Raw genomic sequence first — 24,794 nt, forward strand, 5'->3', positions numbered from 1 at the left:
CTATGGTGTCAATTGGGAGTCGTTAGAGAAATCAGTGATTTTTTGATGGAGCATCAATTATGTGGAAATTATTTGAACCACCTAAGCACAAAGAAAAAATCCCCGATAAGAAAATTGATGGCGAATATAAACAAATGCGCTTTCAACTGTTTATTGGTATCTTTCTTGGTTATGCTGGTTATTACTTCGTACGGAATAATTTTGCATTGGCTGAGCCACATCTTATTCAGCAGGGATTTTCGCATGCCGATGTGGGAATTGCGCTATCTGCGGTAGGGATAGCATACGGACTGTCGAAATTTTTTATGGGCAACATTTCTGACCGAGCCAATGCCAGAATATTCCTTCCTTTCGGGTTGCTGTTGTCCGGGCTTGTCATGTTATTTATGGGATTTGTCCCTTGGGCCATGTCAAGCGTGACAGTTATGTTTATTTTACTGTTTATTAATGGCTGGCTGCAGGGAATGGGATGGCCGCCCTGTGGGCGAGTTATGGTTCACTGGTGGACGAAGAAGGAGCGAGGACGAATTGTCGCTGTGTGGAACTGTGCACATAATGTTGGTGGTGCCGTACCTTCTCTGCTATTTATTTTAGGTATGTGGTGGTTAAAAGATTGGCGATCTGCTATTTACCTTCCCGCATTTGCGGCCATTGTATTGTCAATTATTGCTTTCATACTGGTACGTGATACCCCGCAGTCCTGTGGATTGCCTTCGGTAGAGGAATGGAAAAACGAATACCCTGAAGATTACGATGCTAAAAGAGATGAGGAAGAGTTCAGTGCCAGGGAGATTTTCGTCACTTATGTTCTGAAAAATAAAGCATTATGGTTGATTGCACTGGCAAATATTTTCGTTTATCTGATGCGGTATGGAATACTAAACTGGTCACCCGCCTACTTACAGGAAGTTAAACATTTTACGGTAACGCAATCATCTCTGGCCTATGCATACTTTGAATATGCAGGCATCCCGGGCACTATAATTTGTGGTTGGGTATCAGATAAAATCTTTAAAACAAATAGGGGAGCTGCTGGAGTAGTATTTATGATTTTAGTACTTATCTGTACTATTATTTACTGGCTTAATCCTCCAGGCCATTATGGTATAGATGTTGCGTGTATTACAGCAGAAGGTTTTTTAATTTATGGGCCTGTAATGTTGATTGGTTTACATGCGTTAGAACTTGTTCCTAAGAAAGCTGCAGGTACCGCGGCAGGGTTTACAGGCCTGTTCGGTTATTTAGGGGGTTCTACTGCTGCAAACGCTATAGTTGGTATAATGGTTGACCATTTTGGTTGGAATGGCGGTTTTTTAACAATGATAATAGGTTGTATCATTGCAATCATTTTACTTGCGTGGACCATGCTGATTGAGAAAAGGCATCATTTAGAAATTCAAAAAAAAGAAGCCGAATTATTGGCACCAAAAGGCATTTAACAATATATAAGGCATAATATTTATGAAAAAGGAAATTTTAAGCATTTTAATGATGGCATTGTTACCTAAAATGCTATTGGCACAAGAGGTTACTACTAAAGATGATATCGCATTTAATAAGACAAAAATCGGTCATAATATTTTAGTTATAGGACATCGTGGTTATCCTGGTATAATGCCAGAAGAGACACGACCTTCTTATGAATCAGCAGCAACAAACGGTGCTGATTACCTTGAACTTGATTTGCACATGACAAAGGATTGTCAATTAATTGCACGTCATAATCCCTGGATGAAGGATAATACAAATATTGAGGAAGTTGCTAAAACTAATCCAGAGGTTGCTAAAAGGAAAAGAACCATTCCAGGACGTTATGTAGACATAAAATGGCAGCGTGAAGTTAAAGATCATGGTCCGGATAAATACTTGACTGATTTAGTTGATCCTAACGATTATAAATCACGCTTAAAAGCGTTAATTGTAGACGGTGAAGATCATACTAATGATTGGGCTGTTAGTGACTTTACGCTTAAAGAATTAAAAGATTGGATAGGTGGTACATCATTTGATGCTGCTACTGATAGACCATCTTCTTTAAATGGTAAATTCCCAATTTTAACTTTCCAGGAAGTTATTGATATAGCCAAGGAAGAAACAAAGCGTACAGGACGTACAATTGGTATTTACCCTGAATCAAAAAACCCGATCTGGAATAATGGTCAGGCTATCGCAAATGGATGTGGGACATTAGGTTCACATCCATTCGAAGATTCTATCTTGAAAGTCATTGAAAAAAACAACTTAAACTCAAAAGAATCTCCAATTATAGTACAAAGTTTTGATCCACAAAGCCTAAAATATTTAAGATCTAAAGGGCTAAAGACCAGGGTTATTCAGTTAATGGATGGAAATAATGTAGATTATTACACAGGGAAAGTTATTTATAATACAAATAACTATCTTACGTTTGTATCTGGTCGTCCATACAGCTGGACTGTTGAAGGAAACCCTGATTATTTTGGAAGTATGTTTACACCCGCAGAATTAAAAGAAATTGCTACATACGCTGATATTATTGGGCCATGGAAAATGGAAGTCATGACATTTCTCAACACAAAAAAAACAGGTAATCGCAATGATATAAAGTTAGTGAATTCAGTTAAGCCTAATGAAGTAATTGCTAATGCACATAGATTAGGATTATTAGTACATTCATTTACTTTCAGGAATGAAAAACAGTATTTGGCAGGTATTTACCATAACCAACCTATTAATGAACTTCTTGACTTTTATGAGGCTGGTATCGATGGAGTGTTTACTGATTATACTGGGACAGCTATAGATGCGCGTGGTATATTTGAGGGAGCGATAAAAACCTTGTCCTCAACGGAGGATTCAAACTTAACTAAATTATGATAATTGATAATTAAATTTGGTAACCCCCGGCTTTGTCGGGGGAATCCTGGAAATGAAACTCATTGAGAAATGGGACTGGCAGGCTGACTAAACACCAATGAACGTGAGCATTCGAAAGATGCCAGAGCGGGAAAAAACTACGAGCTGCGCAGCAGTATCAATATTCTGCGTCTGGCTTGCGCGTATTTTGAGAAGGTGGCGTTGGGTCGTCTGTGTAACATCATGAAAATTGAGAGCAATTGTCTACAGCGATGACATGTTCTCAACGTTATTTTCAACAATGCGGTCCTGTCATATTATTTCATAATCATTTTTTTGAGTGAAGCGGCTACCTGTTCTGCAGTTTGGCCCTCGACATCAACTTTCTGCGTTTCCAATAAGTTACACGAATTTAGCCGAGAAAGTGCTCGCGGTATAATATCGACTTTACGACCACCACAAGATATATCTTTATTTAATCTCTTCAGCAGCTCCGTTTCAGAACAAGTAAGAGTATAAATATGTATATTGCATGACTCTTTATCTATCTTGCTACAAATATCATTTAACAGTAGCTTGTCGTGCAGTACCCAACAAAAAACGACGAACTGATAGGCGGAACAACCAATAAAATTATTAAGTAATGTTGTTATGTTTTTTTTAACCAACTCAATCGTTTCATCATTGACTATAAAGGGGTGGCTATCCCAACACCAGTCACCATCTAAAAAAACATTAGAGGGTAAGATTTCACATAAAGCTCTTGAAACTGTCGTCTTACCAACCCCCATCGCACCATTGATAATAATAACCTTTTTCATTTTCTCCTCTTTTATAATTGGTTATTAAGTATAATTATTCACAATCGAAACTTCCTCCGATTTGCACTCAAAGCAATTTTAGCGCTCATTAACTATTACCATAACCTAAACCAGTGCACTTATCGAGAATAGAAAGAACGACCTCCTAATACAAACCAGCATAATCTGCGAGCTTATAGGCCTATCTCAGGGTTTAACAACGTCTACCTGTCACGCATTAACCTTCATTGGGGGTATCTCCCTAAACCGAACACAGAATGCCCCCAATTATGCCCCCAACTGTGACTTGATTCCGGTGAGTCCAGTTGATAACAGGAGATAAGACACGGGCCAGAAACCGCAGTATACGGACTTTACGTTGATTTCGATAAACCAGGGAGAAATGTAAAATGGTGCCGATAATAGGAGTCGAACCTACGACCTTCGCATTACGAATGCGCTGCTCTACCAACTGAGCTATATCGGCCCTGAAAAGGACATGTCCACGAATGTGAGCACGGGGTAGAAGGTTAAAACTAACCGGGCGATGCGTCAATGGCCTTGTGAATCAAACGCCTAATTTTGCATCATCCGGTTTCAATAACGCACGAATCGTGTCGTGACAGGAATGCTTGTACCCGGTCGGGTAAGACTATAGCCAGCGGCGAACCTGTCGCTCATAGCGCTCCCATTCCAGCCCGAAATGTTTTCGCAATTGTTCCTCTTCAAAATCAATATGCAATCTGGCAACCGCCAGCATAAACAGCGGTACTGCCACTACGCCAGCCGGGCTGCCGACGAACAGGGCAAAGGCCAACTGGAGTCCGCTCATACCAAGGTAGATCGGGTTGCGACTCCAGGCGTAACATCCGCCGGTAACCAGCGTGGTCGATTTATTTGCATGAAGCGGGTTCAGGGTCGTACGTTTCATCCGCATCTGCCATGCGGTATGCAGTATCATCCACAAACTGACGCTGGCCAGTAATGCGCTTATCACGATATTTACCGCGCCAAATGTGAAACGTGGGCTCGCCGTCAACGCATCGGCAACGAGGAAAAGTACTAAGATGAATGGCGGCGGAAACCAGACTCTTAATTTTTGCAGGAAATGACGCATGGCTATGGACTAACCTCGGAAGCAGTTTGATTAACGCTGATACCGCTATAAATACCCTGTAAAAGACACATAAACAAACGATGCTTCATTCACAACAGGCTTTCGCCTTCACCAGACAGGCAGGATCTGTAGCACTAACCTCTGCAAAAATACCGGCATCAGAGGCATCCGCCCCTGATGTTCCCGACAGGTTTACGCTGAAAAAGTTGAATCCGACGCTGATTCAAACAGCCCTACAGACTGCTTGTAAAAACGCATAAAATCATCAAACATCACTGGCGGTAAAAATTGATAGCCCTGCAGGTAATCCACATTATTTTTCCCCAACCATTGCTGCTGATAGCCGTATTCAACGCCTTCCGCCACCATGCGTAATCCCAGGAGCCCGGAAAGATGAATGATTGACTCGAGCATAGGGATATGTTGCTCAGCTTCTTTAATAGCCTTGATGAACGTTTTATCAATTTTGATAACATCCAGATCTAACTCATTGAGATAGCAGAGGTTAGCGTATCCCGTCCCAAAATCATCTAAAGCAAACAGAACCCCTCGGTTTCGCAACGATCGTATCAGCTCTTTTATGGCTGGAGTGATAGTGAGAGTCTGATTTTCGGTTATTTCAATCATTAATTTTATCGGTAGCCTTTGCGTTATCTCCATAAAATTAAGGCATTCCCAATAAAAAACAGGATTACTTAAACCTGATGGACTGACATTAAAGGAGACGAATAGCGTTTTATTTATACCCTCGCTTCCGTCGACCAGATTACGCGCAACGGTGGTCATTAAATAGCTCGTTAACTCATTCATTAAGCCACTTTTTTCAGCCAGAGGTATAAACTCACGCTGAGAAATCGCATAATTATGGCCCTGTGGCCACCGAGCTAAAACCTCAACACCACAGACATCCCCACTGATATTTACGATGGGCTGAAAATAAGGAATGATTTCTTCATTCCTTATTGCCATACTCAGTCGGCCAGAATCTGAGACATCATATGCATCGCCGTAAATTACATTCTCACCAGAATGATTGTTTGTCGGGTAACCTTCATGCAATAAATTATTCCTGGTTAAAAAAATGATGGTTTCATTAAAATGAGAAAATCCCAGTCGAGCGGTTATCCTTTCCCGATATCGATACACTGACTTAGTTGTTAGTGAGTTAGCAATACAAAAATCGTGCAATTTTTCTTTTGTGAATGATGCATACAACATTTCCTCTTCAAATTCAGTCAAATGAAAAGTAAACATCGTCGAACCTTTAGTGACCTCCACAACCTCATTGGGTGCCATTAAATTGGCTCTGAGCTGAGAAATCAATTGATCAGATAATTCTCTTCCATTTATGAATGCATACTCCTCATATCCTCGATTAACAGAACGAGTTTCATTCATCCGAAGAACAATACAGTTTATGTTGATAAACTGCGTGCTATTTCTCTGAAACCATTTTCTGACCAGTAGCAATGGTAACCGGTTATCGATCACCAGCAAACAGGACGGGTATCGTGGAATAACTGACTGGGTACCAGAAATAAATGATCGCGCATCAACCAGTACCAGATTAGGCAGCCACGCTTTTATTCCCGAGAAAAGAAAAATATCATAACTGAGCAGAAAAACCTTTTTCGTATTCATAGTTACCACCAACTTAAATTTATGGCATAGCAGGTCCCTCGTTATATACACGAGAGAATATACAACACCTTCAGCCTCCAGCAATTATAAGGCGGTTCGTGAATTAACTTTATCCATAAGTCATATCACGTAGTTTCAGAGTTTATAATCACAATTATCCATATGCGTATTCCCATTAAATGGTAAATCCATTTTAAATATCGAAAAAGGAAAATTCCTAATTTTCACCAGTACAAATCCTTTTACTCATTTTCACCACAAGACAAAACAAAAGACCACAAATACTATTAACAACAAAACATACAACTACCAAAATCAAAATACTAACATATTACCTCGATTCATGCTGCCCGACAAACCATGAGCGTACGTCGCAGATCTCTTATCGCATAGACATTCCCAGCGATACGGATGACCTTATAATAGAAAATATCCTGTTGAGACATAAGCAGTTCGGTAATTTCATCGGGAACATTATCGTTTTTATTTTTGACAATAGCCAAGCGACGAGTCTGCACATATCCGTCGCGGTCTTTGCCAATAAAATTCAGGACAACATTACGATCTACGGCATAGTGCTTACCCTGGATATTAAGGCTCCCTACCTGGGATACCCTCCCTTCGGTAGCAGATGAAATACGAAAAACCAACAGAACTTCACCTTCAATTTTTACACCCTGAGTTTGCGCCTGCAGATGAAGGTAATTCTTGGCAGAGCAGGTCAGCGTCTCAGGTTCTTGATGGCGATAAAAAAAGTATGTTGTTATCACAGCAAGAAAGATCGCCCCGCTAATAAATATAATTTTCGCATTCACGGGCAGCCCCTCCTTTATCAAGCGTACAGATCCCCAAAAAATTCTCTTTAAGATCATTACCTGCCGATAAATTATTGTCATCATAAAAAACTATTGTTTTCTTGCCATCATGACAGGTCGCATTTACTTTTCGCCACATATCAGAAGATAAAAACGCTTTCGTTTTATCAGCATTATTGTCATCGGCTGTATAAAGTTCACAATCACCTATTGCCCTGATATAGATAAAATTCGTGGTACCTGAGTTAAGAGTTGGCAATATCAAAACCGCGCTCCCAAGAAAGGCAAACAATAAAATGAACAGAAGAATGTTTTTGCGTTTCGGTGTTGCGGGTGAGTTCACCGTTTCTGTTACCGAACGAACAGGTACATCTCCACTGAAAGATGACTGTTCATCATTGACCGAAGCATGGAACAAAAATCCCTGCCGGGGCAACGTTTCAATGGGATTTTCGGCCCCCAACTCACTAAATGCTTTTCGCAATATACTGATACTTTTATTAAGGCTATGACCCGATGGGGCCATACCATGCTTTTTCCATACTTCTTCAATGATAAACTCACGGTGGAGTTGTTGATTTTTATGGGCAATGAATAGCTCAAGTAATCTCGCTGTAGATGCCGAAAGGATTATTGTAGTATCGCGATGTTTCAGGCTTTTTCTGGTGGAATCGTACTCAACCTGATCATTAATTATACTTTTCATACTACCTGACTCTTAAATACCGTGACATGGAGTACAAATGACCAAAGTTTCATCTGTGCCGAGCTGATTACTGCATTGTATAAAGATAGTTACAGTATAGGTTCGATATCTAACCATGACATATCGGATCAGACTCAATGCTTACTATTGATTGAGTTTGAAGCACCCCTGGCCTACTGGGATGTATTTCTGCAACGCTACGATAAACTTTCGGTTTTTTGTTTTCAGCTCACTACTACGCCAGGTTTCACCCGGCAATACATAACGCATGGTGGCTTCATCATCGGTTGAGTTGCACCCCTGGTGTACGATGATTTTAAAAAAAGTATTCCCGGTGTTTTTCAGTGTTCCGTTAGCCTCATCAATGGTGTAAGCCAGATTTATGTTTCTCGGGCGAACAACCAATATGGTGTCCATAGCGATCACCGGGAGAGCCTGCCCGCCTTTCCCTTGATTACGTTCGGTAAACAGCGTGATCGGCATTTCACGAAACAGAATTCGGTAATAGCGTTCTTTATCATCCTGCGGCCCACGGTAGAAAATCTTAAAAAACTCACTCGCCTGCGGAGCCAGTGAAAAATTCAGCGGAGTAAACAGAAGTTCGCCTTCAGCAATAGCACTTCTGTTTTCACCTCCCGGTCCCGGCTTATCAATTTTTACTGCGCCAATACTGTATAAATTCTGTTTCTGGCTATCGTTATAGATTCGTTTACTGATAAATGATTTATCCGATGGCATCTCATAAATGGTCGACTCCAGGTAGACTGCCTGTGTAGAGAATGCTGTCAGACCGGAAAGTAGAATAAATACCCATCTAAGCGCCAGACGGCGGCGGTTCATGGCGTTACTCCCACCCAATTCGCCGTGACTTTTATCTCTCCACTGGCGCTGACGACACCTTCCCAGTCAGCGCCAGATACGGTTAACATCGAACGTGAATCATTCATTGGGAAAAGCAACTTCAAATCAGTAGCATAATAGCTTCCATCGTCATTGTTATTTGCGTCCCAGGGCGTCTGTTGCCACTGCGCATCTCTCATACTGACTGCCGCTTCACTGCAGCTATTTCGTTTTTGCACCACGCCCCCCGACTGACTGTTGTACTGCAGAAAAGCGGGAATTGGGACGGACAGCCCGCCTTGCGCAGACGTAAACAGACAGTAAGGGACACTGTTTATCGTCGTACTTTCCCCAATAACTTGCGCGGTAATACTGTCGGCCTGGCGGGGGCCTGAGACGGTTACGGTGTAATCCATTTCTATAGGAGCGGCATTGCCAATCGTGCCACTACCGCTCGCAGAAGCTGTGTTGTCCGAAGAGACGATACTGATCCCATACTCCTTCGGCACAATATTGAGCTGTAGCGAAGGGGTAAACTGGTAATATCCAGATTCTGGTGTCACACTATTTGTAAAAGCAAATGTAAAAGGTTGGCTATTTGTGATACTGACCCCGCTGTCCACCATATTTTTCAGAAATGTTTTCGACAAAAATACATATACATACTCACCACCATTACTAAAAATATTATAATAAACCGACGTCGAGCTAAAGTTAGTCCAGGTTTGGCCATCACCAGAATATTTTATTGTGGCAGCTGCAGGCGTAAAACCGAGCAAACCGCTATCTGCATACATGCGAATACGTAGTGAAGCCGTCAGGTTGCTGGTTTGATTTAAATTATATGAAATCATCTTACAAATAACGCCATCTTCACGACTGACCACACCCAGCTCACAATAACCACTGTCTTTAGTGATGCTCGGGGTGCCATCACTGGCAACCCATAACTCCTGGAAAGCATTTGTAGAAACTAAAGATAAATGACCTATTTTATTTAATGTATAGGGCCTGATATACCAATTACCACTGCTCTGGTCTTTACAACGCTGTCCAGCCGCATAATCGTAGTCAATAGTGGTTCGACAAAAATTAAGGTTATATGTTTCTGAACTTCCGACCGACATATTGCGAAAATATTCATACGCCGAGTCTGTCAACGATGCAAAACCATAGTATCCACCAGCGATCCCCGATCCGGTTGCCTTGGTATGATAAAAACCAAATTGATCGGTTAGTTCGGCAGCTATATAGCCAGATGCAGGACAATTAGCACCAGTTGTGCAACGAATACCACGGAATGGTTCACCGATTGGCGAATTTTCAATCCACATATCTTTATAGTAAGTGGTATTGGCTACCCAACCAACGATACCAATATATCCAAGGCTATCCTGGTCGTTTCCATATTTCACCCAGGTGTTCGAGCCACTAATACGGGGATCGAGAGAGGAAGGTGTAATAAAATATTCGTTATCAACATTGTTTTCTATAAATAAGTAATTGTTGTTCACCGCCGCCTGTGTGGACGCGGAGAGCGCCCAAACGGACGGGGATAACGCGGCAAAGGCGCAACCCAAAATGAGAGAAAGAGATTTATTCATTATTAATACCTTATCGTTGCGCCATCGTGGTTTGCGTTGCACATTTCACATCACCAACCCACGCTGCGCCGCGTGCTTTTTCCAAATCAAGATCGGCTTCGCATATGCTGCCATTGGCTGAAATTAACGTGATGACCGGATACTTTTTATCGATATCGATAGCAAACTCACCCTTTTCATCCGTACGCGTTTTACCGATGTGGTTATGGATATCGGTATTTGTAGCCAACTGTCCATCGGGATAACGAATGCGCCCGAATACGGTTACCATGCTTTTCACTTCAGGGTTGATAACACCCACGTTACCCGGATATAGCGTCAGCTCCTGTTTGCGTCCTGAAACAATATCGAAGCTGTCCTCAGAGTTTTTATCATTAAGGATTTCCAGCTTGTACTGAGCATAGGGCGGCAGTGCAATGAAATTTGATTTACCGCTGAGAAGATAATTGCGGTTATTAATCTTCGCAGCCAGTTTCCCTTCGCCGGTCAAATCTGTTTTCACAATGATGCCAGACCGCTGCCGCTCTTTACTCAGGCCAAAATCTTTACCTGCCCACGCCAGAGAACCCTGGGAAGAGAAGTTCATATTGGTGGAGTTGTCAGCAGAACGCGTTACCGATACGGTGCCGGCGTTATATTTCGTGTCATAACTCAAATTGCCGTTTACCGAATAATTATTGTCGTAATACTGTTCGCCACTCAGACGCGTTGATGCCGACAATCCGACCGATTTAATCGGGCCCTCAGCATACTGCTTGCGCGCGCTGAGATTACCCTGAGTACTGCCATAGCGATCGCGGGAGACGCCCATACTCAACCAGGATGCCAACGGCAACGATAAATCCAGACTGACATAACGTTCCTGCCGCCCATCGTCATTCCGGTTGTTGTAGTAATAACGCTGAATACCTGCACGCAACCCAACCGTGGCATACCTGCCTGAATAAAGGGTCGTGCTGTAGTCCAGATTACGATATTTATTTCCCGAGTAGCGATTCTCCGTCTGACTCACGGTGAGCGAGCCGCCATGAGGAATAAACTTTCCGAGGTTAAGAGTCCCGCCAATGGAATAATTATCACGCTCCTGCATGGGCAGACGATCGCCAATTTTACTGTCTTCACGAGATGCCCAAAGGGAACCGTATCCCTCAGGTACATTAAGGTTGATGTTACTGATATTTCTCCATGACGAATCGTTCGCCACCAGCGTCTGATTGCCAATGCTTACGTATTCATTCACATTGAGCGTGACATCCGTTTCATTAACCGCATTGTTGTCAAAACCGTAGAGCGTGGACTTCAGGCCCAGCCCCGACAATATTGCCAGCGTCACCGATGCGGCCCCCCCGGCAATCCAGGTCTGCTCGCTGCCCAAATCCTGATAATGATTTCGCTTATAACTCACACGGTCATAATCCAGTGAGCCACCAAACAGTTGCCACGAGAGCTCATCAATCCCGGCAGCTTGTTGGCGGGCAAAGATTTTATTAACCCTGCTGATACGACTATTAATTGTCCGGCCATTGACCACGATATCTACCGTGACGTCATAAACTCCATACGGAAAACGACTGGTATCAATTTCATAACTGCCCATATTAAAGTTCTGGACGCTGAGCAAACGCCCATCACGGAAGACATGAACCTCGCCAGCGGCTGGCAAAAATACGGTAATCGGCGTGAGTGAAAGCGCGGTATTCTCAACAACCGTACTTCCTTTGTTTCCGTAGCTCACACCGTAAATTTTCCCGCCATTCAGCGCATTCAGGCTGGCAATAGACTGGACATTCCAGGTGTCGAGCATCCCAAGCGCCAGTCGATAACCGTCATAATCACGCTCATACATCGCACGATAGAGTTTACTGGTGCCGTTGCTGTCGCCGATGCCGTAAAACGAACCGTTAATGTTGATATGGTGCTCGCGCAGCGATGTAGTATTGTCCACCGTCAGATAGCTGCGGGTACTGCTGCCATTATGATAATCGTTGTAGTAGGTACCAAAGTTATAGTTCAGGACGTTAGAGAGAGACTCCACGCTGGAAGGTCCAAGCAGGCTACTGCGTGCGACAATCGCTTCAGTTAACGCATCTTTGCTGACAATCATCTCCAGGTGAAATGAAGAGACGTTGAGCTGCAGGCGTGCATTGTCCGATAACTCGATATTGGTGTTATCGTGAAATTTCACATCACGAATTTTTTCTACCAACGCACGAGTTTTTCCAGATAACACGGCATTATTAGGCAATTCAGCAAGAGTCAGGGCTTTAACTGTAATATTGCCATCAACAAGTGAAATCACCGCATCGGCAATTTTTTGCTGACTTTTCTCGTCAGTCTCGTTGTAACGAATATATACCGGCACCGTCATTCCCTGCTCCAGTGAACGGGCGAAAGCGCTGGGAATAACGTAATTACCCACTTTTACTGGGGCTGCATGTGAAAATCCTGGTGTCAGCGCAAGAAAAAAACAAATGCTACCGCCGACAATATTTGTTGTTGTCATATGCATCCTTACATTCCGGTATTTTTATTTATCCCGTACAGATGGCTGCAATCGACCATCACTTCACTGTAATAAACTGCTTACCGTGCCAAATACCAATGCGTGAACGGCTATTGCTGATGTCGGTAAACTGTAATTTTATTTTCGTACCTGGCATAATGTAATAACGTTCGCGACAACCTCGTCCCTGATCGCGAGCCTTATCCTTACATGCGCCATAGGCGATCACACGAAACGAAACATTGCCAGTATTGGTAATAACATCGCCATTTCGGCTATATTCAAAACGCTCTTTTCGCGGCGCGACCACCAGAATAGTGCCAATTTCAGCCGACGCTGTTGCAACCGCCATTTTATTCGCCCGAGTTTCCGCGCTCTCGGTGACCGGCTCATCTATCCATTGCAGACGATAATAACGTTCGAGATCATCTGCAGGTCCTTTATAAAAGAAGCGAAAAACATCCTTTGCCTGACCAGGAAGAATAAGATTGGCAGGTGTAGAAAGTAACTCTCCGGAATTGACAGGTTTTATTTCGACTCCCCCCGCCAAAGGTGATGACAATTGTTTTACCGAAACACTGACATAACGCGCCGCATCAGTTGTATTAGTAATTTCTTTCGATAATGAACTCTCAGCAGAAGTCATTATCGATGTGATTTCACCCACATTAATTGCCCATCCGGGAAAAGATACTACTAACCCTACCAACATCGCTGTCGGTAAATATTTTTTCATGACGCCATTCCTGATAAATTCGGGAGAAAAAATTCTCCCGAATTTTTATTACTTAGGCAGACGGAGTCGTCCAGGTTGCATTAAACTGTACTTTTACATCTCCAGTCCAATAGCCGTCTGGCAGAGCAGAGTAATCCGTTACTGCCTGGCTACCATCAGAAGTCGCTGACGCGATGGTGAATTTGAAGTTGGATTGATCGCTGACACGAGCAGCACCGTTATAAGCGCCATCAGCCATCAGGCTTTCAAGACCAGAAGTCGAGCTGGAGTTAACCAGGACAGTATCTGATGAGTTAGTCAGCGCAGTGCCATTCCATGCCACCCCTACGTTCAGGGTAGACGCATCGCCACTGGCGTTGGTCAGCGTGTTACTAATGATCTGAGCAGTCAGCTCAAAATCAGTTGCCGTTTCCTGACCCTGAATAGTCACATCAAAAGCACCGTCCTGAGAGTTGAAGGCTTTCAGACCTTCAGCATACTGGAAAGTCAAAGAGTTCAGCGGGGTGACAACCAACATACTGGTGGTATCTTTTGTTGCCGTCGCGTCCCACGAGGCAGTTGCAGAAGCAGTAACGTCTGCCATTGCATTTGCTGCAACAAATACAGAAGCCAGAGAGGTTACTAATAATAATTTTTTCATTTTTATCTTCTCCTAAGAACAAACTCACCACCGAGTCTTATTTTTAAGTCACTCCAGCGGTTCCATTAATTGCGAGCCAGAATTGCCGCGCCAAAAAATTATCATTTGAATTAAGTAACATCTCAACAAACCCTGAAACGCAAAAATTACAAAAAACTAAGAATTTTCCCACAAAAAAATTTATCTAAGAAGTTTCCTAAGATAAAATTACTTTAAATGCGCCTTGTTTCAGAATTATCACCCACACAAATAAGCAATACCAAACAATTCATCTTTTTTATGTTTTTGATAAATATCAAAAAGATCATACAAATATCACCTAAGCAAAACCCTTACAAAACATAAAGATAATTAACGCCTCCATATTTTCTCTATAATGCTTATTATTTGTTGCAATTATGCTAAATTTTTAACTTCACAAGAAAATTCTCATGAAATATTCATATGAGGGGGAATATTCTTATAAAATAATCATTAAGCTGGAGGATTAGTATTCGAATTGATAATTATTTCACAAAAATAAAACCAGGAATTTTCCATATAAAAAGAATATTCCTGGAATATCAAGTGTTATATAACGTTCAACCAGGAGAGATTTAGCTGAAACCTTTTAATCCCAAATAACTATTAAGTGTTACCGTTCGCACCCGATGTAGGGTAATCAAATTTTGTTGTTCGAGGGATTTAAATGACCGGCTAACGGTTTCAATTTTAAGGTCGAGATAACTGGCAATTTCCTCCCGGGAGAATGGCAAGTGAAGCGTCGTTTCTGGCCTGCCAATACGTAAATGCATCTCGTAAAACTCCACCAGAAAAGCAGCGATCCTGGCCTCAGCATGTTTATTCGCATAGCGCCGCAGTTTTTCAACAATGAATCCATTGTCCCTGCAGAGAAACTTGATGACTGCGGCAGCAACCGACGGATCCTTTTCTGCTACTTTGAACAACCGCGCAATATCGATATGACATACCACCGCAGCCGTTGCCGCCTTAATCGTTGTCAGGTACTTCCCCCCTTCGACAGCATCCAGCGCCATGATATCTCCCGGAACATAAAAGCGACTGATAAAATCGTTATCACCGCATTCCACGCTGGACTTGCAGTATCCCTCGTGAATAACAAAAAGCATGTTTGCGGCTTCATCCTGCCGGGCGAGTATCTCCCCTGCTTTAAACCTTCTTCTTTTGTCTATTAATCGGTGTTGATTATCACGATCAATTGCCGCTCCCTTTGGACACAGCGAACAATGGCGGGGGGGAAACGGGTTGCCGAGCGGCACAACAGGAATGCGATGTTTGTGAATATCCGATTTCACGCAACAACTCCTCATAAAAATGAGACTGATTCTAATAGATCGAACCATAGGAACAATACGTGAACGGCAGACCAGGAAAATTCATGCTGGCAGGGAAAATTCTGTGATACGTCGCCTTTCGGGCGCCGGTGAGAGCATAGGTCAAAAACAGACTGATGCGGATGATGTTAAAACGCAGGATAGAAAAATAAATGCGGCAGCGAAGTGAAGGTTAGAATTAAGCGGGAGATGCCTTAATAGCTTTAAAATTAAGAGCGCTATTATGGCATCGCCCGTTTTCAATTACGCCCGGATCGTGTCGTCACCGAAGCCAATCCACTTATATGTGGTCAGTGCTTCCAGCCCCATTGGGCCACGCGCGTGCAGTTTTTGCGTACTCACCGCCACTTCAGCCCCCAGTCCAAACTGACCGCCATCGGTAAAACGGGTGGAAGCATTCACGTACACGGCAGAAGAATCAACTTCATTCACGAAACGGTTGGCGTTGCTGAGCGTGCGCGTCAGGATAGCATCCGAGTGCTGGGTGCCGTGTTCGCGAATATGGGCGATTGCGCCATCCATATTTTCGACCACCACTACGTTCAGATCCAGAGACAGAAACTCGTTATTCAGCTCTTCCGGTTTCAGCGGCACCAGTTTGGCCGGGCCACACAGTACCTGCATCACGATTTCGTCACCGTGCAGCGTAACACCGCTATCCGCCATCTTTTGGCTTAATGCAGGCAGGAAACGCTCAGCGATATCCTGATGCACCAGCAGAGTTTCTACGGTGTTACAGGTGCTTGGACGCTGAGTTTTGGCATTAACGATAATCTTTAACGCCGGGGCTATCTCAGCAGAATCATCCACATATATATGACACACGCCTATGCCGCCGGTGATGACCGGGATGGTCGACTGCTCACGACACAGCTTATGCAGGCCCGCGCCACCGCGTGGGATCAGCATATCGATGTACTTATCCATACGCAGCATTTCAGCGACCAGCGCGCGGTCCGGATTATCTATCGACTGCACCGCTGCTGCGGGTAAACCGCAGGCTTCCAGCGCCTTTTGGATCACCGCCACGGTCGCGGCGTTGGTCCGGTACGTCTCTTTCCCACCGCGTAGAATTGCCGCATTACCGGTTTTCAGGCACAGGGAAGCAACATCAACGGTGACGTTTGGGCGCGCTTCATAAATCACGCCAATCACACCCAGCGGAACGCGACGACGTTCAAGGCGCAGGCCGCTATCCAGCAGACCACCGTCAATCACCTGCCCGACCGGGTCGGCGAGATTACAGACCTGACGTACATCGTCAGCAATAGTTTTCAAACGCACAGGAGTCAACGCCAGGCGATCGAGCATCGCTTCGCTCAGGCCGTTAACTCGCGCCTGCTCAACATCTTGTACGTTCGCGCTGAGGATGCTTTCCGTTTGCGCTTCCAGCTCATCAGCAATGGTTTCCAGTACGCGATTTTTTTCACGACTGGAGAGTAGCGCCAGCTTGTATGACGCAGCTTTGGCAGCAATGCCCATTTGTTCCAGCATATGCCTGTTCCTTAACGGGTGATCATATCGTCGCGATGGACAGCAACCGGACCGTATTCGTAGCCCAGGATGGTGTCGATCTGTTGTGAGTGATGTCCGGCAATACGGCGCAGCGCATCGCTGTTATAGCGTGTAACACCGTGGGCAATATCGCGCCCTTCGAGATTACAGATACGGATCACTTCACCACGAGAGAAGTTGCCTGTCACGCTTTTAATGCCTTTTGGCAGTAATGAGCTACCGCGTTCCAGAATCGCTGCGGTCGCGCCCTCATCGACGGTAATTTCCCCGGCAGGCGGTGCGCCGAAGATCCAGCGTTTACGGTTTTCCAGCGGAGAGGCCTGAGCATGAAAACGCGTCCCGACAGAAACGCCTTCCATCACATCGCCAATAACGCCAGGCTTGCTGCCAGCGGCAATAATGGTGTCGATCCCGGCGCGGCACGCGACATCGGCAGCCTGCAGTTTTGTTCCCATGCCACCGGTTCCCAGACCCGAAACGCTATCTCCGGCAATGGCGCGCAGCGCATCATCAATACCGTGCACGTCTTTGATCAGCTCAGCCTGCGGGTTGGTGCGTGGATCGGCGGTGAACAGCCCTTGCTGATCGGTCAGCAGCAGCAGCTTATCGGCCCCGGCCAGAATCGCCGCCAGCGCAGATAGGTTGTCGTTATCACCGACTTTAATCTCGGCGGTCGCTACGGCGTCATTCTCATTAATGACAGGAACAATGTTGTTATCCAGCAGCGCGCGTAGCGTATCGCGGGCATTGAGGAAGCGCTCTCTGTCTTCCATATCCGCACGCGTCAGTAGCATCTGGCCGATATGAATACCGTAAATCGAGAAAAGCTGTTCCCACAGTTGAATCAGTCGGCTCTGCCCTACCGCCGCCAACAGCTGTTTCGAGGCTATCGTTGCCGGGAGCTCAGGATAACCAAGATGCTCACGTCCGGCGGCAATCGCGCCCGAGGTAACGATAACAATACGATGCCCTGCGGCATGGAGCTGTGCGCACTGGCGAACCAGCTCTACGATATGGGCGCGGTTCAGGCGGCGCGATCCGCCCGTTAACACACTGGTGCCAAGTTTTACCACCAGCGTCTGGCTGTCACTCATGATTCTCTGCCATTCAAAATTGGGGAAAATGATATCAAACGAACGTTTTAGCAGGACTGGCCCCGGTTGCCAACAACCAGCGCACAAAGCATGAAATTTTATTGCGCAGGATCAGCAAGCGTAACGGCAGATTTTGACGCATTTATTACAGAAACAAAAAAACATCCTTTTTTAAAAATATTCTTACTTTGTCATAAAACGTTCATTGCCAAACGTTAAAAACCTTCCTGTCTTTTAACGGGGATCACACCCAGTGAATATTAGCGCGTACTTTTAATCAGGAATGAAAATGAAAAAGAGCACTCTGGCATTAGTGGTGATGGGTATTGTTGCGTCGGCATCCGTACAGGCAGCGGAAGTGTATAACAAGAACGGTAATAAACTGGACCTGTACGGTAAAGTAAAAGCCATGCATTACATGACGGATTATGACAGCAAAGATGGCGACCAGAGCTATATCCGTTTAGGTTTTAAAGGCGAAACGCAAATTAATGATGAGCTGACGGGATATGGCCGCTGGGAAGCAGAGTTCGCCGGCAATAAAGCCGAAAGCGACTCTAACCAGCAAAAAACTCGCCTGGCCTTCGCCGGTCTGAAATTAAAAAATCTTGGCTCGTTTGATTACGGTCGTAACCTCGGCGCGCTGTACGACGTGGAAGCGTGGACCGATATGTTCCCGGAATTCGGCGGTGACTCCTCCGCACAAACCGATAACTTTATGACCAAACGCGCCAGCGGCCTGGCGACCTATCGTAATACGGACTTCTTCGGCGTCGTGGATGGTCTGGATCTCACGTTGCAATACCAGGGTAAAAACCAGGACCGCGATGTGAAAAAACAGAACGGCGACGGCTTTGGTACCTCCGTTACCTATGACTTTGGCGGCAGCGATTTCGCGGTCAGCGGCGCTTATACCAACTCCGATCGTACCAACCAGCAGAATCTGCAAACTCGTGGTACAGGCGATAAAGCAGAAGCCTGGGCAACCGGCTTAAAATATGATGCCAATGATATTTATATTGCGACGTTCTATTCTGAAACACGCAATATGACGCCGATTTCCGGCGGCTTCGCCAATAAAACACAGAACTTCGAAGCGGTTGTTCAGTACCAGTTTGACTTTGGTCTGCGTCCGTCACTGGGTTATGTGCTGTCAAAAGGTAAAGATATTGAAGGCGTAGGTAATGAGGATCTGGTGAATTATATCGACGTGGGCGCAACATACTATTTCAACAAAAATATGTCCGCGTTTGTCGACTATAAAATCAACCAGCTCGATAGCGATAATAAGCTGGGCATCAACGATGATGATATCGTCGCTGTCGGTATGGTCTACCAGTTCTGATATAGCATAAAAAAATGCCGGATGGGGTTGCGCCGCCATCCGGCATTTTACTGTTCATTACGCCGTTAATTTAACCGGCTCATCGTTAAAATCGTCAGCAGGCTCCAGCGCCAGATTCAGCGAGGTTAACAACCCACGTAATTTTTCATGAAATTCACGTAAGGTGTATTCCAGTCGCTCTACTACTTCAGTCTCTTTCACCGGCACCGCCGTCCAGTTCCCGTCTTTATCAAACAAGCCAAACTGGTAGCTGTAGGTGAAGCGTTTTTCCTGCGCCTCCAGTTCCATCCACCAGCCCCAAAACTCGCGTTTTTCAGGGGCGGGTTTCACATTGACGCAAACAGCCAGACAATCGAAAAAAAACCGATTATCTTCGCACTGCCCTTCCCGGATGTACGGGCCAAGCGCGGTGAATTTCTTGATCAATCTACTTTTCGGATGCCCACTCGGTAACGTCATTACGATCTCCTTAGGTGAAGCACCTGTTTTACCAAATCGATAAAATTTAGCAAACTTTTAACACAATCTCTGATTGATCCAACCAGTGATTTCCTGCAGGCCTTTGTCAAAATTGCGATACACCGGGTTGAATGGAATCTCCAGCAGCTTACCGTCGGAAGATGAAGATGTGATTAAACGCGACTCCTCTTCCGGGCTAAATGGATCGTTTTTCCAGAACCCCGACAGCATTGGCGTTGGGCAGCGTCGACCCAGCAGGCCCTGCACTTTTAATGAATAGCGATTAAGCTCAACGCGAAGCGCTTCATCGGATGCGTCGTGCATCCCGAGGCGACTGGCCAGAACGTCAAGATACATTTCCGGGACGCTTGCCTGACGTTGTGGATCACTTAGCAGCGCATGCACTACCGGACCAAGACAGGCAACCGCCTTCAGACGCGATGATTCCAGATACGCCAGGCGTACCGCCACGTTAGCACCAAAGCGGAAACCGAAGGCCGCCACGCGGGTGTGATCCACCCATGGAACATTCGGCAGCGCTTTTAATACGTGCTGGTGCAGCAGGCTGGAATCCTGGGTCAGTTTCCATTTTGATGAGAACCCGACCGACGGCATATCCAGCGTCAGCATAGCAATACCGCGCGGGGCAAAGTAACGCTCATACAGACTGTAATAATCCGTTTGCATGGAGTCGAGGCCACCGCACATCAGCACCGTCGGGAACGGACCGTCGCCTTTTGGCATATGCAGGAAACCGGTGATCGGCGCGCCGCCGGTTACGGCAAACTCCATCTCACGCAGCGTGCCCGGCAGACGCTGCGCAGCTTCTTCATAAGCGCGATTGGCCAGAGCCTGCGCCTGCTCTGCCAGCTCATCGCCTTTTAAGTGTGGATACGCGGCAATGTTGTACAACGTGGAAGCATGCAGCCAGTGGCGTCCACTCACCTGCGGATCCTCCTCCATAGACGCTTTCTGTTGCCAGTCCATCGCCTGCTTCGCCCACTCGTAGATCCAGTTTCCACCGCGATAGCCGATGACCGTGTCATAGAGGTCTTTATCCGTGCGTTCGGCTTCGCTCATGACGATACGAGCCTGGACTTCGAGTATTTCGCGCGGATCGACGCCACGCCAGATCCACATCAGGCGATTCACCATGCGATACCAGTGTGGAACGGTTTTGCCATCCAGGGCGGATTGTACGGATGGCTGCGCGCCGTGATTAAAACGACGAACCAGCGTTGACGTTTCAGGGTGTTTGAAGCGGGGTTTAAACAGGACTTCGCTGAGGTTAGCCTGTGACATGATTGCAGCCTCCATGAGTACTCACTAAGGCATAGTGTAACCTGACACAGTGCAAAAAGAACAACGCCCGGCAGATGCCAGGCGTTGAAAACTTTTTAGATTAGCGACCAGAGATCGGCGGGACGAACACTACGCCCATATCCCACGGCTGCTCAATCCAGGTATCCTGAGGGATATCAACAACATAATCATTCACCAGCGGGCGGCCAGCCGGCTTAGCGAAAATAGTAACGAAATGCGCTTTAGGGTACATTTCGCGGATCGCAACGGCAGTACCACCGGTGTCAACCAGGTCATCAATGACGATGAAACCTTCACCGTCGCCTTCGGCACGCTTCAGCACTTTCAGTTCGCGCTGGTTGTCGTGATCGTAGCTGGAGATGCATACGGTATCGACATGACGAATACCCAATTCACGCGCCAGCAATGCGCCCGGCACCAGACCACCACGGCTAACGGCAATAATGCCTTTCCATTGTTCAGAAGGCATCAGGCGGCTTGCCAGTTTACGTGCATGGATCTGCAACATGTCCCAGGTGACGACGTATTTTTCGCTCATGTGAAGTGTCCCAGCCTGTTTATCTACGGCTTAAAAAGTGTTCGAGGGGGAAATAGGTTGCGCGAGATTATAGAGATCTGAAGCACTAAAAACCAGTGTTTCGCGGAATCCACGCCTCTTTTTGCATGCTTTATGCTAGCCGCCAGCGGAGAAAGTGGTATTCTCAATCGCATCGCGCAAGCCTGACTTGTGATGTTTTTAATTCTGCTAACCCCGTGGCCTGCAAGCAAGTTTTGTAGGACATCGCCAAGGAGACTCAACGTGTCTGAACTGTCTCAGTTATCCCCGCAGCCGCTGTGGGATATTTTTGCCAAAATCTGTTCTATTCCTCATCCGTCCTACCATGAAGAGCAGCTCGCTGAACACATTCTGAGCTGGGCCCAGGAGAAAGGTTTCCACGTCGAGCGCGATCAAGTCGGTAATATCCTGATTCGCAAACCTGCTACCGCAGGCATGGAAAATCGCAAGCCGGTCGTTCTGCAAGCGCACCTGGATATGGTCCCGCAGAAAAACAACGACACCGTACACGACTTCACTAAAGATCCTATCCAGCCTTATATTGACGGCGAATGGGTAAAAGCCCGTGGCACCACGCTGGGTGCGGATAACGGCATCGGTATGGCGTCTGCGCTGGCCGTTCTGGCTGATGACAACGTGGTACACGGCCCGTTAGAAGTCCTGCTCACCATGACCGAAGAAGCGGGTATGGATGGCGCGTTTGGTCTGCAGGCTAACTGGCTGCAGGCAGATATTCTGATCAACACCGACTCTGAAGAAGAAGGTGAGATCTACATGGGTTGCGCAGGCGGTATCGACTTTACCTCTAACCTGCCGCTGTCCCGTGAAGCAATCCCGGCTGGCTTCCAGAGCTTTAAGCTGACGTTGAAAGGCCTGAAAGGCGGCCACTCCGGCGGCGAAATCCACGTGGGTCTTGGTAACGCCAACAAGCTGCTGGTCCGCTTCCTGGCGGGTCACGCCCAAGAGCTGGATCTGCGTCTGGTTGATTTCAACGGCGGTACGCTGCGCAACGCGATTCCGCGTGAAGCCTTTGCTACCCTCGCCGTAGCTGCAGATAAAGTTGATGCGTTAAAAGCGCTGGTCGGCACTTACCAGGAAATCCTGAAAAACGAACTGGAAGCCAAAGAGAAGAACCTGGCTCTGCTGCTGGATGCCGTGACTCAAGATAAAGCCGCGCTGACCGCTCAGTCTCGCGACAGCTTCGTGCGTCTGCTGAACGCCACCCCGAACGGCGTTATCCGCAATTCCGACGTAGCAAAAGGCGTGGTAGAAACCTCCCTGAACGTCGGTGTGGTCACCATGACTGACGATAATGTACAGATCCACTGTCTGGTTCGCTCGCTGATCGATAGCGGTAAAGACTACGTGGTGAGCATGCTGGATTCACTCGGCAAGCTCGCGGGTGCCAAAACGGAAGCCAAAGGCGCGTATCCTGGCTGGCAGCCGGATGCTAACTCCCCGGTTATGCACCTGGTGCGCGAAACCTATCAGCGTCTGTTCAACAAAACGCCGAACATCCAGATTATCCACGCCGGTCTGGAATGTGGTCTGTTCAAGAAACCGTATCCAGAAATGGACATGGTTTCCATTGGGCCAACCATCACGGGTCCGCACTCCCCGGATGAGCAGGTTCATATTGAAAGCGTCGGCCACTACTGGACGCTTCTGACTGAACTGCTGAAGTCTATTCCAGCGAAGTAAGGTTCTGCGCTAAATGCCGGATGGCGCTGCGCTTATCCGGCCTACACGCTAATTTGTAGGCCTGAGAAAGTTTTTATGCCGTCATCCGGTAATTGTTCTGAGTTACAGCCCCAACAGTAGCTGTCTTTCCATTTGTGGATCCAGCAGCGTGACGTGTAATCCCACCAGCCTCACACCACGCCCTCCCCGACGTTCATCCCAGGTTTTGCGCGCCGTCGCAATCAAGTCATCTTTATTTAAGCGCGGCCAGACGTGCTCCTGCGTGGTCTGCTGAAAATCATTAAACTTGAGTTTTATCCCCTGGCGAGCGATCAGGAGATCCGGTTTTACCTTTGCCAGACGCCGTTCCAGTTCGGGATACAGCCGCTCAATAATTGCCTCGCACTCTGGCCACTCGTGAATATCTTCCGCCAGCGTGCGCTCCACGCCGACGGATTTGCGCAGCCTGTCGTTGTTGACGTCCCGCTCATCAATGCCCTGGCTACGCTCCCACAGCACGCGACCAAACTTACCAAAACGTTTGAGCAACATTGCCAGGTCGTATTTTTGAACATCCTCGCAGGTACGTAATCCCATTGCTTCCAGCTTAGCGGCGGAGACTTTGCCGACGCCGGGAATTTTGCCTAACGGTAACGTTTTGAGAAATTCAGGAACGTCGGCAGGAGTAATCACATATTGCCCGTTGGGCTTGTTGAGATCGGAGGCAATTTTTGCCAGGAATTTAACCGGCGCAATTCCGGCGGAGGCGGTGAGCTGCAGCTCGTTAAAAATCGTCTGGCGGATCTCCTGGGCGATCAGCGTAGCAGAACCGTGACAGTGGGTACTGTCGGTGACATCCAGATAGGCTTCATCCAGCGAAAGAGGTTCAATCAGTGAGGTATAGCGAGAGAAGATCGCCTGAATCTGCCGGGAAGCTTCTTTATAAGCCTCATAGCGACCAGGCAATAAAGTGAGATGCGGGCACAGCTTTAACGCCATTCCCGTTGGCATCGCGCTACGTACGCCAAATTTGCGCGCCGGGTAATTGGCTGTGCTGATAACTCCCCGCCGCTCGCGGCTGCCGCCGATGGCAATGGGAATGTCTCGCAGGGCGGGGTTATCGCGCATTTCCACCGCCGCGAAAAAGCAGTCCATATCAACATGTATGATTTTGCGCATCACTCGCCTCCCACAATACTGTTTAAGTATACAGTATTTTTATGGTGTGAG

The 24,794-nt window shown here is 46.4% G+C and carries 21 protein-coding genes and 1 tRNA gene; 4 read left to right on the forward strand and 18 right to left on the reverse strand.

Annotated elements, in window-relative coordinates; genetic code table 11:
• Positions 1-59 precede the first annotated feature (59 nt).
• The gene (gene glpT, locus WHR59_RS18805; RefSeq protein WP_075145105.1) at positions 60-1,439 is read left to right on the forward strand and encodes a glycerol-3-phosphate transporter; all 1,380 of its coding nucleotides are present in this window, start codon (positions 60-62) and stop codon (positions 1,437-1,439) included.
• A 22-nt stretch (positions 1,440-1,461) separates the two neighbouring features.
• Entirely contained in the window at positions 1,462-2,856 is a 1,395-nt protein-coding gene (locus WHR59_RS18810; protein ID WP_338843373.1) for a glycerophosphodiester phosphodiesterase family protein, read from the forward strand.
• A gap of 296 nt (positions 2,857-3,152) precedes the next feature.
• Here the strand turns inward: WHR59_RS18810 and WHR59_RS18815 are convergent, their stop codons facing one another.
• The 14 genes from WHR59_RS18815 to proB form a co-directional block, all read right to left on the reverse strand.
• Entirely contained in the window at positions 3,153-3,656 is a 504-nt protein-coding gene (locus WHR59_RS18815; RefSeq protein ID WP_338843374.1) for an AAA family ATPase, read from the reverse strand.
• Positions 3,657-4,046: 390 nt separating this feature from the next.
• Positions 4,047-4,122: transfer RNA gene (locus WHR59_RS18820), tRNA-Thr, on the reverse strand.
• A 165-nt stretch (positions 4,123-4,287) separates the two neighbouring features.
• Entirely contained in the window at positions 4,288-4,752 is a 465-nt protein-coding gene (locus WHR59_RS18825; RefSeq protein ID WP_220771335.1) for a methyltransferase family protein, read from the reverse strand.
• Between the two features lie 192 nt (positions 4,753-4,944).
• Positions 4,945-6,393, reverse strand: coding sequence for an EAL domain-containing protein (locus WHR59_RS18830; protein WP_043015297.1), 1,449 nt, complete (start codon positions 6,391-6,393; stop codon positions 4,945-4,947).
• Between the two features lie 341 nt (positions 6,394-6,734).
• A complete protein-coding gene (locus tag WHR59_RS18835) occupies positions 6,735-7,208 on the reverse strand; it encodes a hypothetical protein (RefSeq protein ID WP_338843375.1) in 474 nt (157 codons plus the stop codon).
• A complete protein-coding gene (locus WHR59_RS18840) occupies positions 7,183-7,914 on the reverse strand; it encodes a winged helix-turn-helix domain-containing protein (protein ID WP_043015295.1) in 732 nt (243 codons plus the stop codon). Before WHR59_RS18840 ends, WHR59_RS18835 begins: the two co-directional genes overlap by 26 nt.
• 144 nt (positions 7,915-8,058) lie before the next feature.
• Positions 8,059-8,754, reverse strand: coding sequence for a fimbria/pilus periplasmic chaperone (locus WHR59_RS18845; RefSeq protein WP_043015294.1), 696 nt, complete (start codon positions 8,752-8,754; stop codon positions 8,059-8,061).
• Entirely contained in the window at positions 8,751-10,358 is a 1,608-nt protein-coding gene (locus tag WHR59_RS18850; RefSeq protein WP_100194001.1) for a fimbrial protein, read from the reverse strand. The genes WHR59_RS18845 and WHR59_RS18850 overlap by 4 nt, the downstream gene beginning before the upstream one ends.
• 10 nt (positions 10,359-10,368) lie before the next feature.
• Positions 10,369-12,861, reverse strand: coding sequence for a CS1-pili formation C-terminal domain-containing protein (locus tag WHR59_RS18855; protein WP_103276747.1), 2,493 nt, complete (start codon positions 12,859-12,861; stop codon positions 10,369-10,371).
• Positions 12,862-12,919: 58 nt separating this feature from the next.
• The gene (locus WHR59_RS18860) at positions 12,920-13,597 is read right to left on the reverse strand and encodes a hypothetical protein (RefSeq protein ID WP_043015292.1); all 678 of its coding nucleotides are present in this window, start codon (positions 13,595-13,597) and stop codon (positions 12,920-12,922) included.
• A gap of 52 nt (positions 13,598-13,649) precedes the next feature.
• Complete coding sequence (gene ecpA, locus WHR59_RS18865) at positions 13,650-14,237, reverse strand: common pilus major fimbrillin subunit EcpA (RefSeq protein WP_003031365.1); 588 nt, start codon at positions 14,235-14,237, stop codon at positions 13,650-13,652.
• Between the two features lie 596 nt (positions 14,238-14,833).
• Positions 14,834-15,553 carry a Crp/Fnr family transcriptional regulator gene (locus tag WHR59_RS18870; protein WP_338843376.1) on the reverse strand — a complete coding sequence of 240 codons (720 nt, stop codon included), beginning with the start codon at positions 15,551-15,553 and terminating at the stop codon, positions 14,834-14,836.
• A gap of 282 nt (positions 15,554-15,835) precedes the next feature.
• Positions 15,836-17,086, reverse strand: a complete 1,251-nt coding sequence (proA, locus tag WHR59_RS18875) for a glutamate-5-semialdehyde dehydrogenase (protein ID WP_338843377.1) — start codon at positions 17,084-17,086, stop codon at positions 15,836-15,838.
• Between the two features lie 11 nt (positions 17,087-17,097).
• Positions 17,098-18,201: a glutamate 5-kinase gene (proB, locus tag WHR59_RS18880; protein ID WP_003031373.1), complete on the reverse strand. Its 1,104-nt coding sequence runs from the start codon at positions 18,199-18,201 to the stop codon at positions 17,098-17,100.
• A gap of 289 nt (positions 18,202-18,490) precedes the next feature.
• Here proB and phoE point away from each other — a divergent pair, with 289 nt between their 5' ends.
• Positions 18,491-19,546 (forward strand): phosphoporin PhoE, encoded by a 1,056-nt coding sequence (phoE, locus tag WHR59_RS18885; RefSeq protein ID WP_042310379.1) that lies wholly within the window; start codon positions 18,491-18,493, stop codon positions 19,544-19,546.
• Between the two features lie 57 nt (positions 19,547-19,603).
• Here phoE and crl read toward each other — a convergent pair whose 3' ends face one another.
• From crl to gpt, 3 genes are all read right to left on the reverse strand, one after another.
• Positions 19,604-20,005, reverse strand: coding sequence for a sigma factor-binding protein Crl (gene crl / locus WHR59_RS18890; RefSeq protein ID WP_016151866.1), 402 nt, complete (start codon positions 20,003-20,005; stop codon positions 19,604-19,606).
• A gap of 57 nt (positions 20,006-20,062) precedes the next feature.
• Positions 20,063-21,307: an esterase FrsA gene (gene frsA / locus WHR59_RS18895; RefSeq protein ID WP_338843378.1), complete on the reverse strand. Its 1,245-nt coding sequence runs from the start codon at positions 21,305-21,307 to the stop codon at positions 20,063-20,065.
• Positions 21,308-21,407: 100 nt separating this feature from the next.
• Positions 21,408-21,866, reverse strand: a complete 459-nt coding sequence (gpt, locus tag WHR59_RS18900) for a xanthine phosphoribosyltransferase (RefSeq protein WP_003031380.1) — start codon at positions 21,864-21,866, stop codon at positions 21,408-21,410.
• A gap of 261 nt (positions 21,867-22,127) precedes the next feature.
• Here gpt and pepD point away from each other — a divergent pair, with 261 nt between their 5' ends.
• Positions 22,128-23,585 carry a cytosol nonspecific dipeptidase gene (gene pepD / locus WHR59_RS18905; protein ID WP_047413249.1) on the forward strand — a complete coding sequence of 486 codons (1,458 nt, stop codon included), beginning with the start codon at positions 22,128-22,130 and terminating at the stop codon, positions 23,583-23,585.
• A gap of 102 nt (positions 23,586-23,687) precedes the next feature.
• Here the strand turns inward: pepD and dinB are convergent, their stop codons facing one another.
• Positions 23,688-24,743, reverse strand: a complete 1,056-nt coding sequence (dinB, locus tag WHR59_RS18910; RefSeq protein ID WP_043015284.1) for a DNA polymerase IV — start codon at positions 24,741-24,743, stop codon at positions 23,688-23,690.
• Positions 24,744-24,794 lie beyond the last annotated feature (51 nt).

The sequence above is a fragment of the Citrobacter europaeus genome, from assembly GCF_037482245.1.
GTDB classification, from domain to species: domain Bacteria; phylum Pseudomonadota; class Gammaproteobacteria; order Enterobacterales; family Enterobacteriaceae; genus Citrobacter; species Citrobacter europaeus.

What these genes read in the sequence shown, in the direction of transcription:
- glpT (WP_075145105.1), top strand. Translation starts at nt 60, where the DNA reads ATGTGGAAATTATTTGAACCACCTAAGCACAAAGAAAAAATCCCCGAT.
- WHR59_RS18810 (WP_338843373.1), top strand. Translation starts at nt 1,462, where the DNA reads ATGAAAAAGGAAATTTTAAGCATTTTAATGATGGCATTGTTACCTAAA.
- WHR59_RS18815 (WP_338843374.1), bottom strand. Translation starts at nt 3,656, where the DNA reads ATGAAAAAGGTTATTATTATCAATGGTGCGATGGGGGTTGGTAAGACG.
- WHR59_RS18825 (WP_220771335.1), bottom strand. Translation starts at nt 4,752, where the DNA reads ATGCGTCATTTCCTGCAAAAATTAAGAGTCTGGTTTCCGCCGCCATTC.
- WHR59_RS18830 (WP_043015297.1), bottom strand. Translation starts at nt 6,393, where the DNA reads ATGAATACGAAAAAGGTTTTTCTGCTCAGTTATGATATTTTTCTTTTC.
- WHR59_RS18840 (WP_043015295.1), bottom strand. Translation starts at nt 7,914, where the DNA reads ATGAAAAGTATAATTAATGATCAGGTTGAGTACGATTCCACCAGAAAA.
- WHR59_RS18845 (WP_043015294.1), bottom strand. Translation starts at nt 8,754, where the DNA reads ATGAACCGCCGCCGTCTGGCGCTTAGATGGGTATTTATTCTACTTTCC.
- WHR59_RS18850 (WP_100194001.1), bottom strand. Translation starts at nt 10,358, where the DNA reads ATGAATAAATCTCTTTCTCTCATTTTGGGTTGCGCCTTTGCCGCGTTA.
- WHR59_RS18855 (WP_103276747.1), bottom strand. Translation starts at nt 12,861, where the DNA reads ATGACAACAACAAATATTGTCGGCGGTAGCATTTGTTTTTTTCTTGCG.
- WHR59_RS18860 (WP_043015292.1), bottom strand. Translation starts at nt 13,597, where the DNA reads ATGAAAAAATATTTACCGACAGCGATGTTGGTAGGGTTAGTAGTATCT.
- ecpA (WP_003031365.1), bottom strand. Translation starts at nt 14,237, where the DNA reads ATGAAAAAATTATTATTAGTAACCTCTCTGGCTTCTGTATTTGTTGCA.
- proA (WP_338843377.1), bottom strand. Translation starts at nt 17,086, where the DNA reads ATGCTGGAACAAATGGGCATTGCTGCCAAAGCTGCGTCATACAAGCTG.
- proB (WP_003031373.1), bottom strand. Translation starts at nt 18,201, where the DNA reads ATGAGTGACAGCCAGACGCTGGTGGTAAAACTTGGCACCAGTGTGTTA.
- phoE (WP_042310379.1), top strand. Translation starts at nt 18,491, where the DNA reads ATGAAAAAGAGCACTCTGGCATTAGTGGTGATGGGTATTGTTGCGTCG.
- crl (WP_016151866.1), bottom strand. Translation starts at nt 20,005, where the DNA reads ATGACGTTACCGAGTGGGCATCCGAAAAGTAGATTGATCAAGAAATTC.
- frsA (WP_338843378.1), bottom strand. Translation starts at nt 21,307, where the DNA reads ATGTCACAGGCTAACCTCAGCGAAGTCCTGTTTAAACCCCGCTTCAAA.
- gpt (WP_003031380.1), bottom strand. Translation starts at nt 21,866, where the DNA reads ATGAGCGAAAAATACGTCGTCACCTGGGACATGTTGCAGATCCATGCA.
- dinB (WP_043015284.1), bottom strand. Translation starts at nt 24,743, where the DNA reads ATGCGCAAAATCATACATGTTGATATGGACTGCTTTTTCGCGGCGGTG.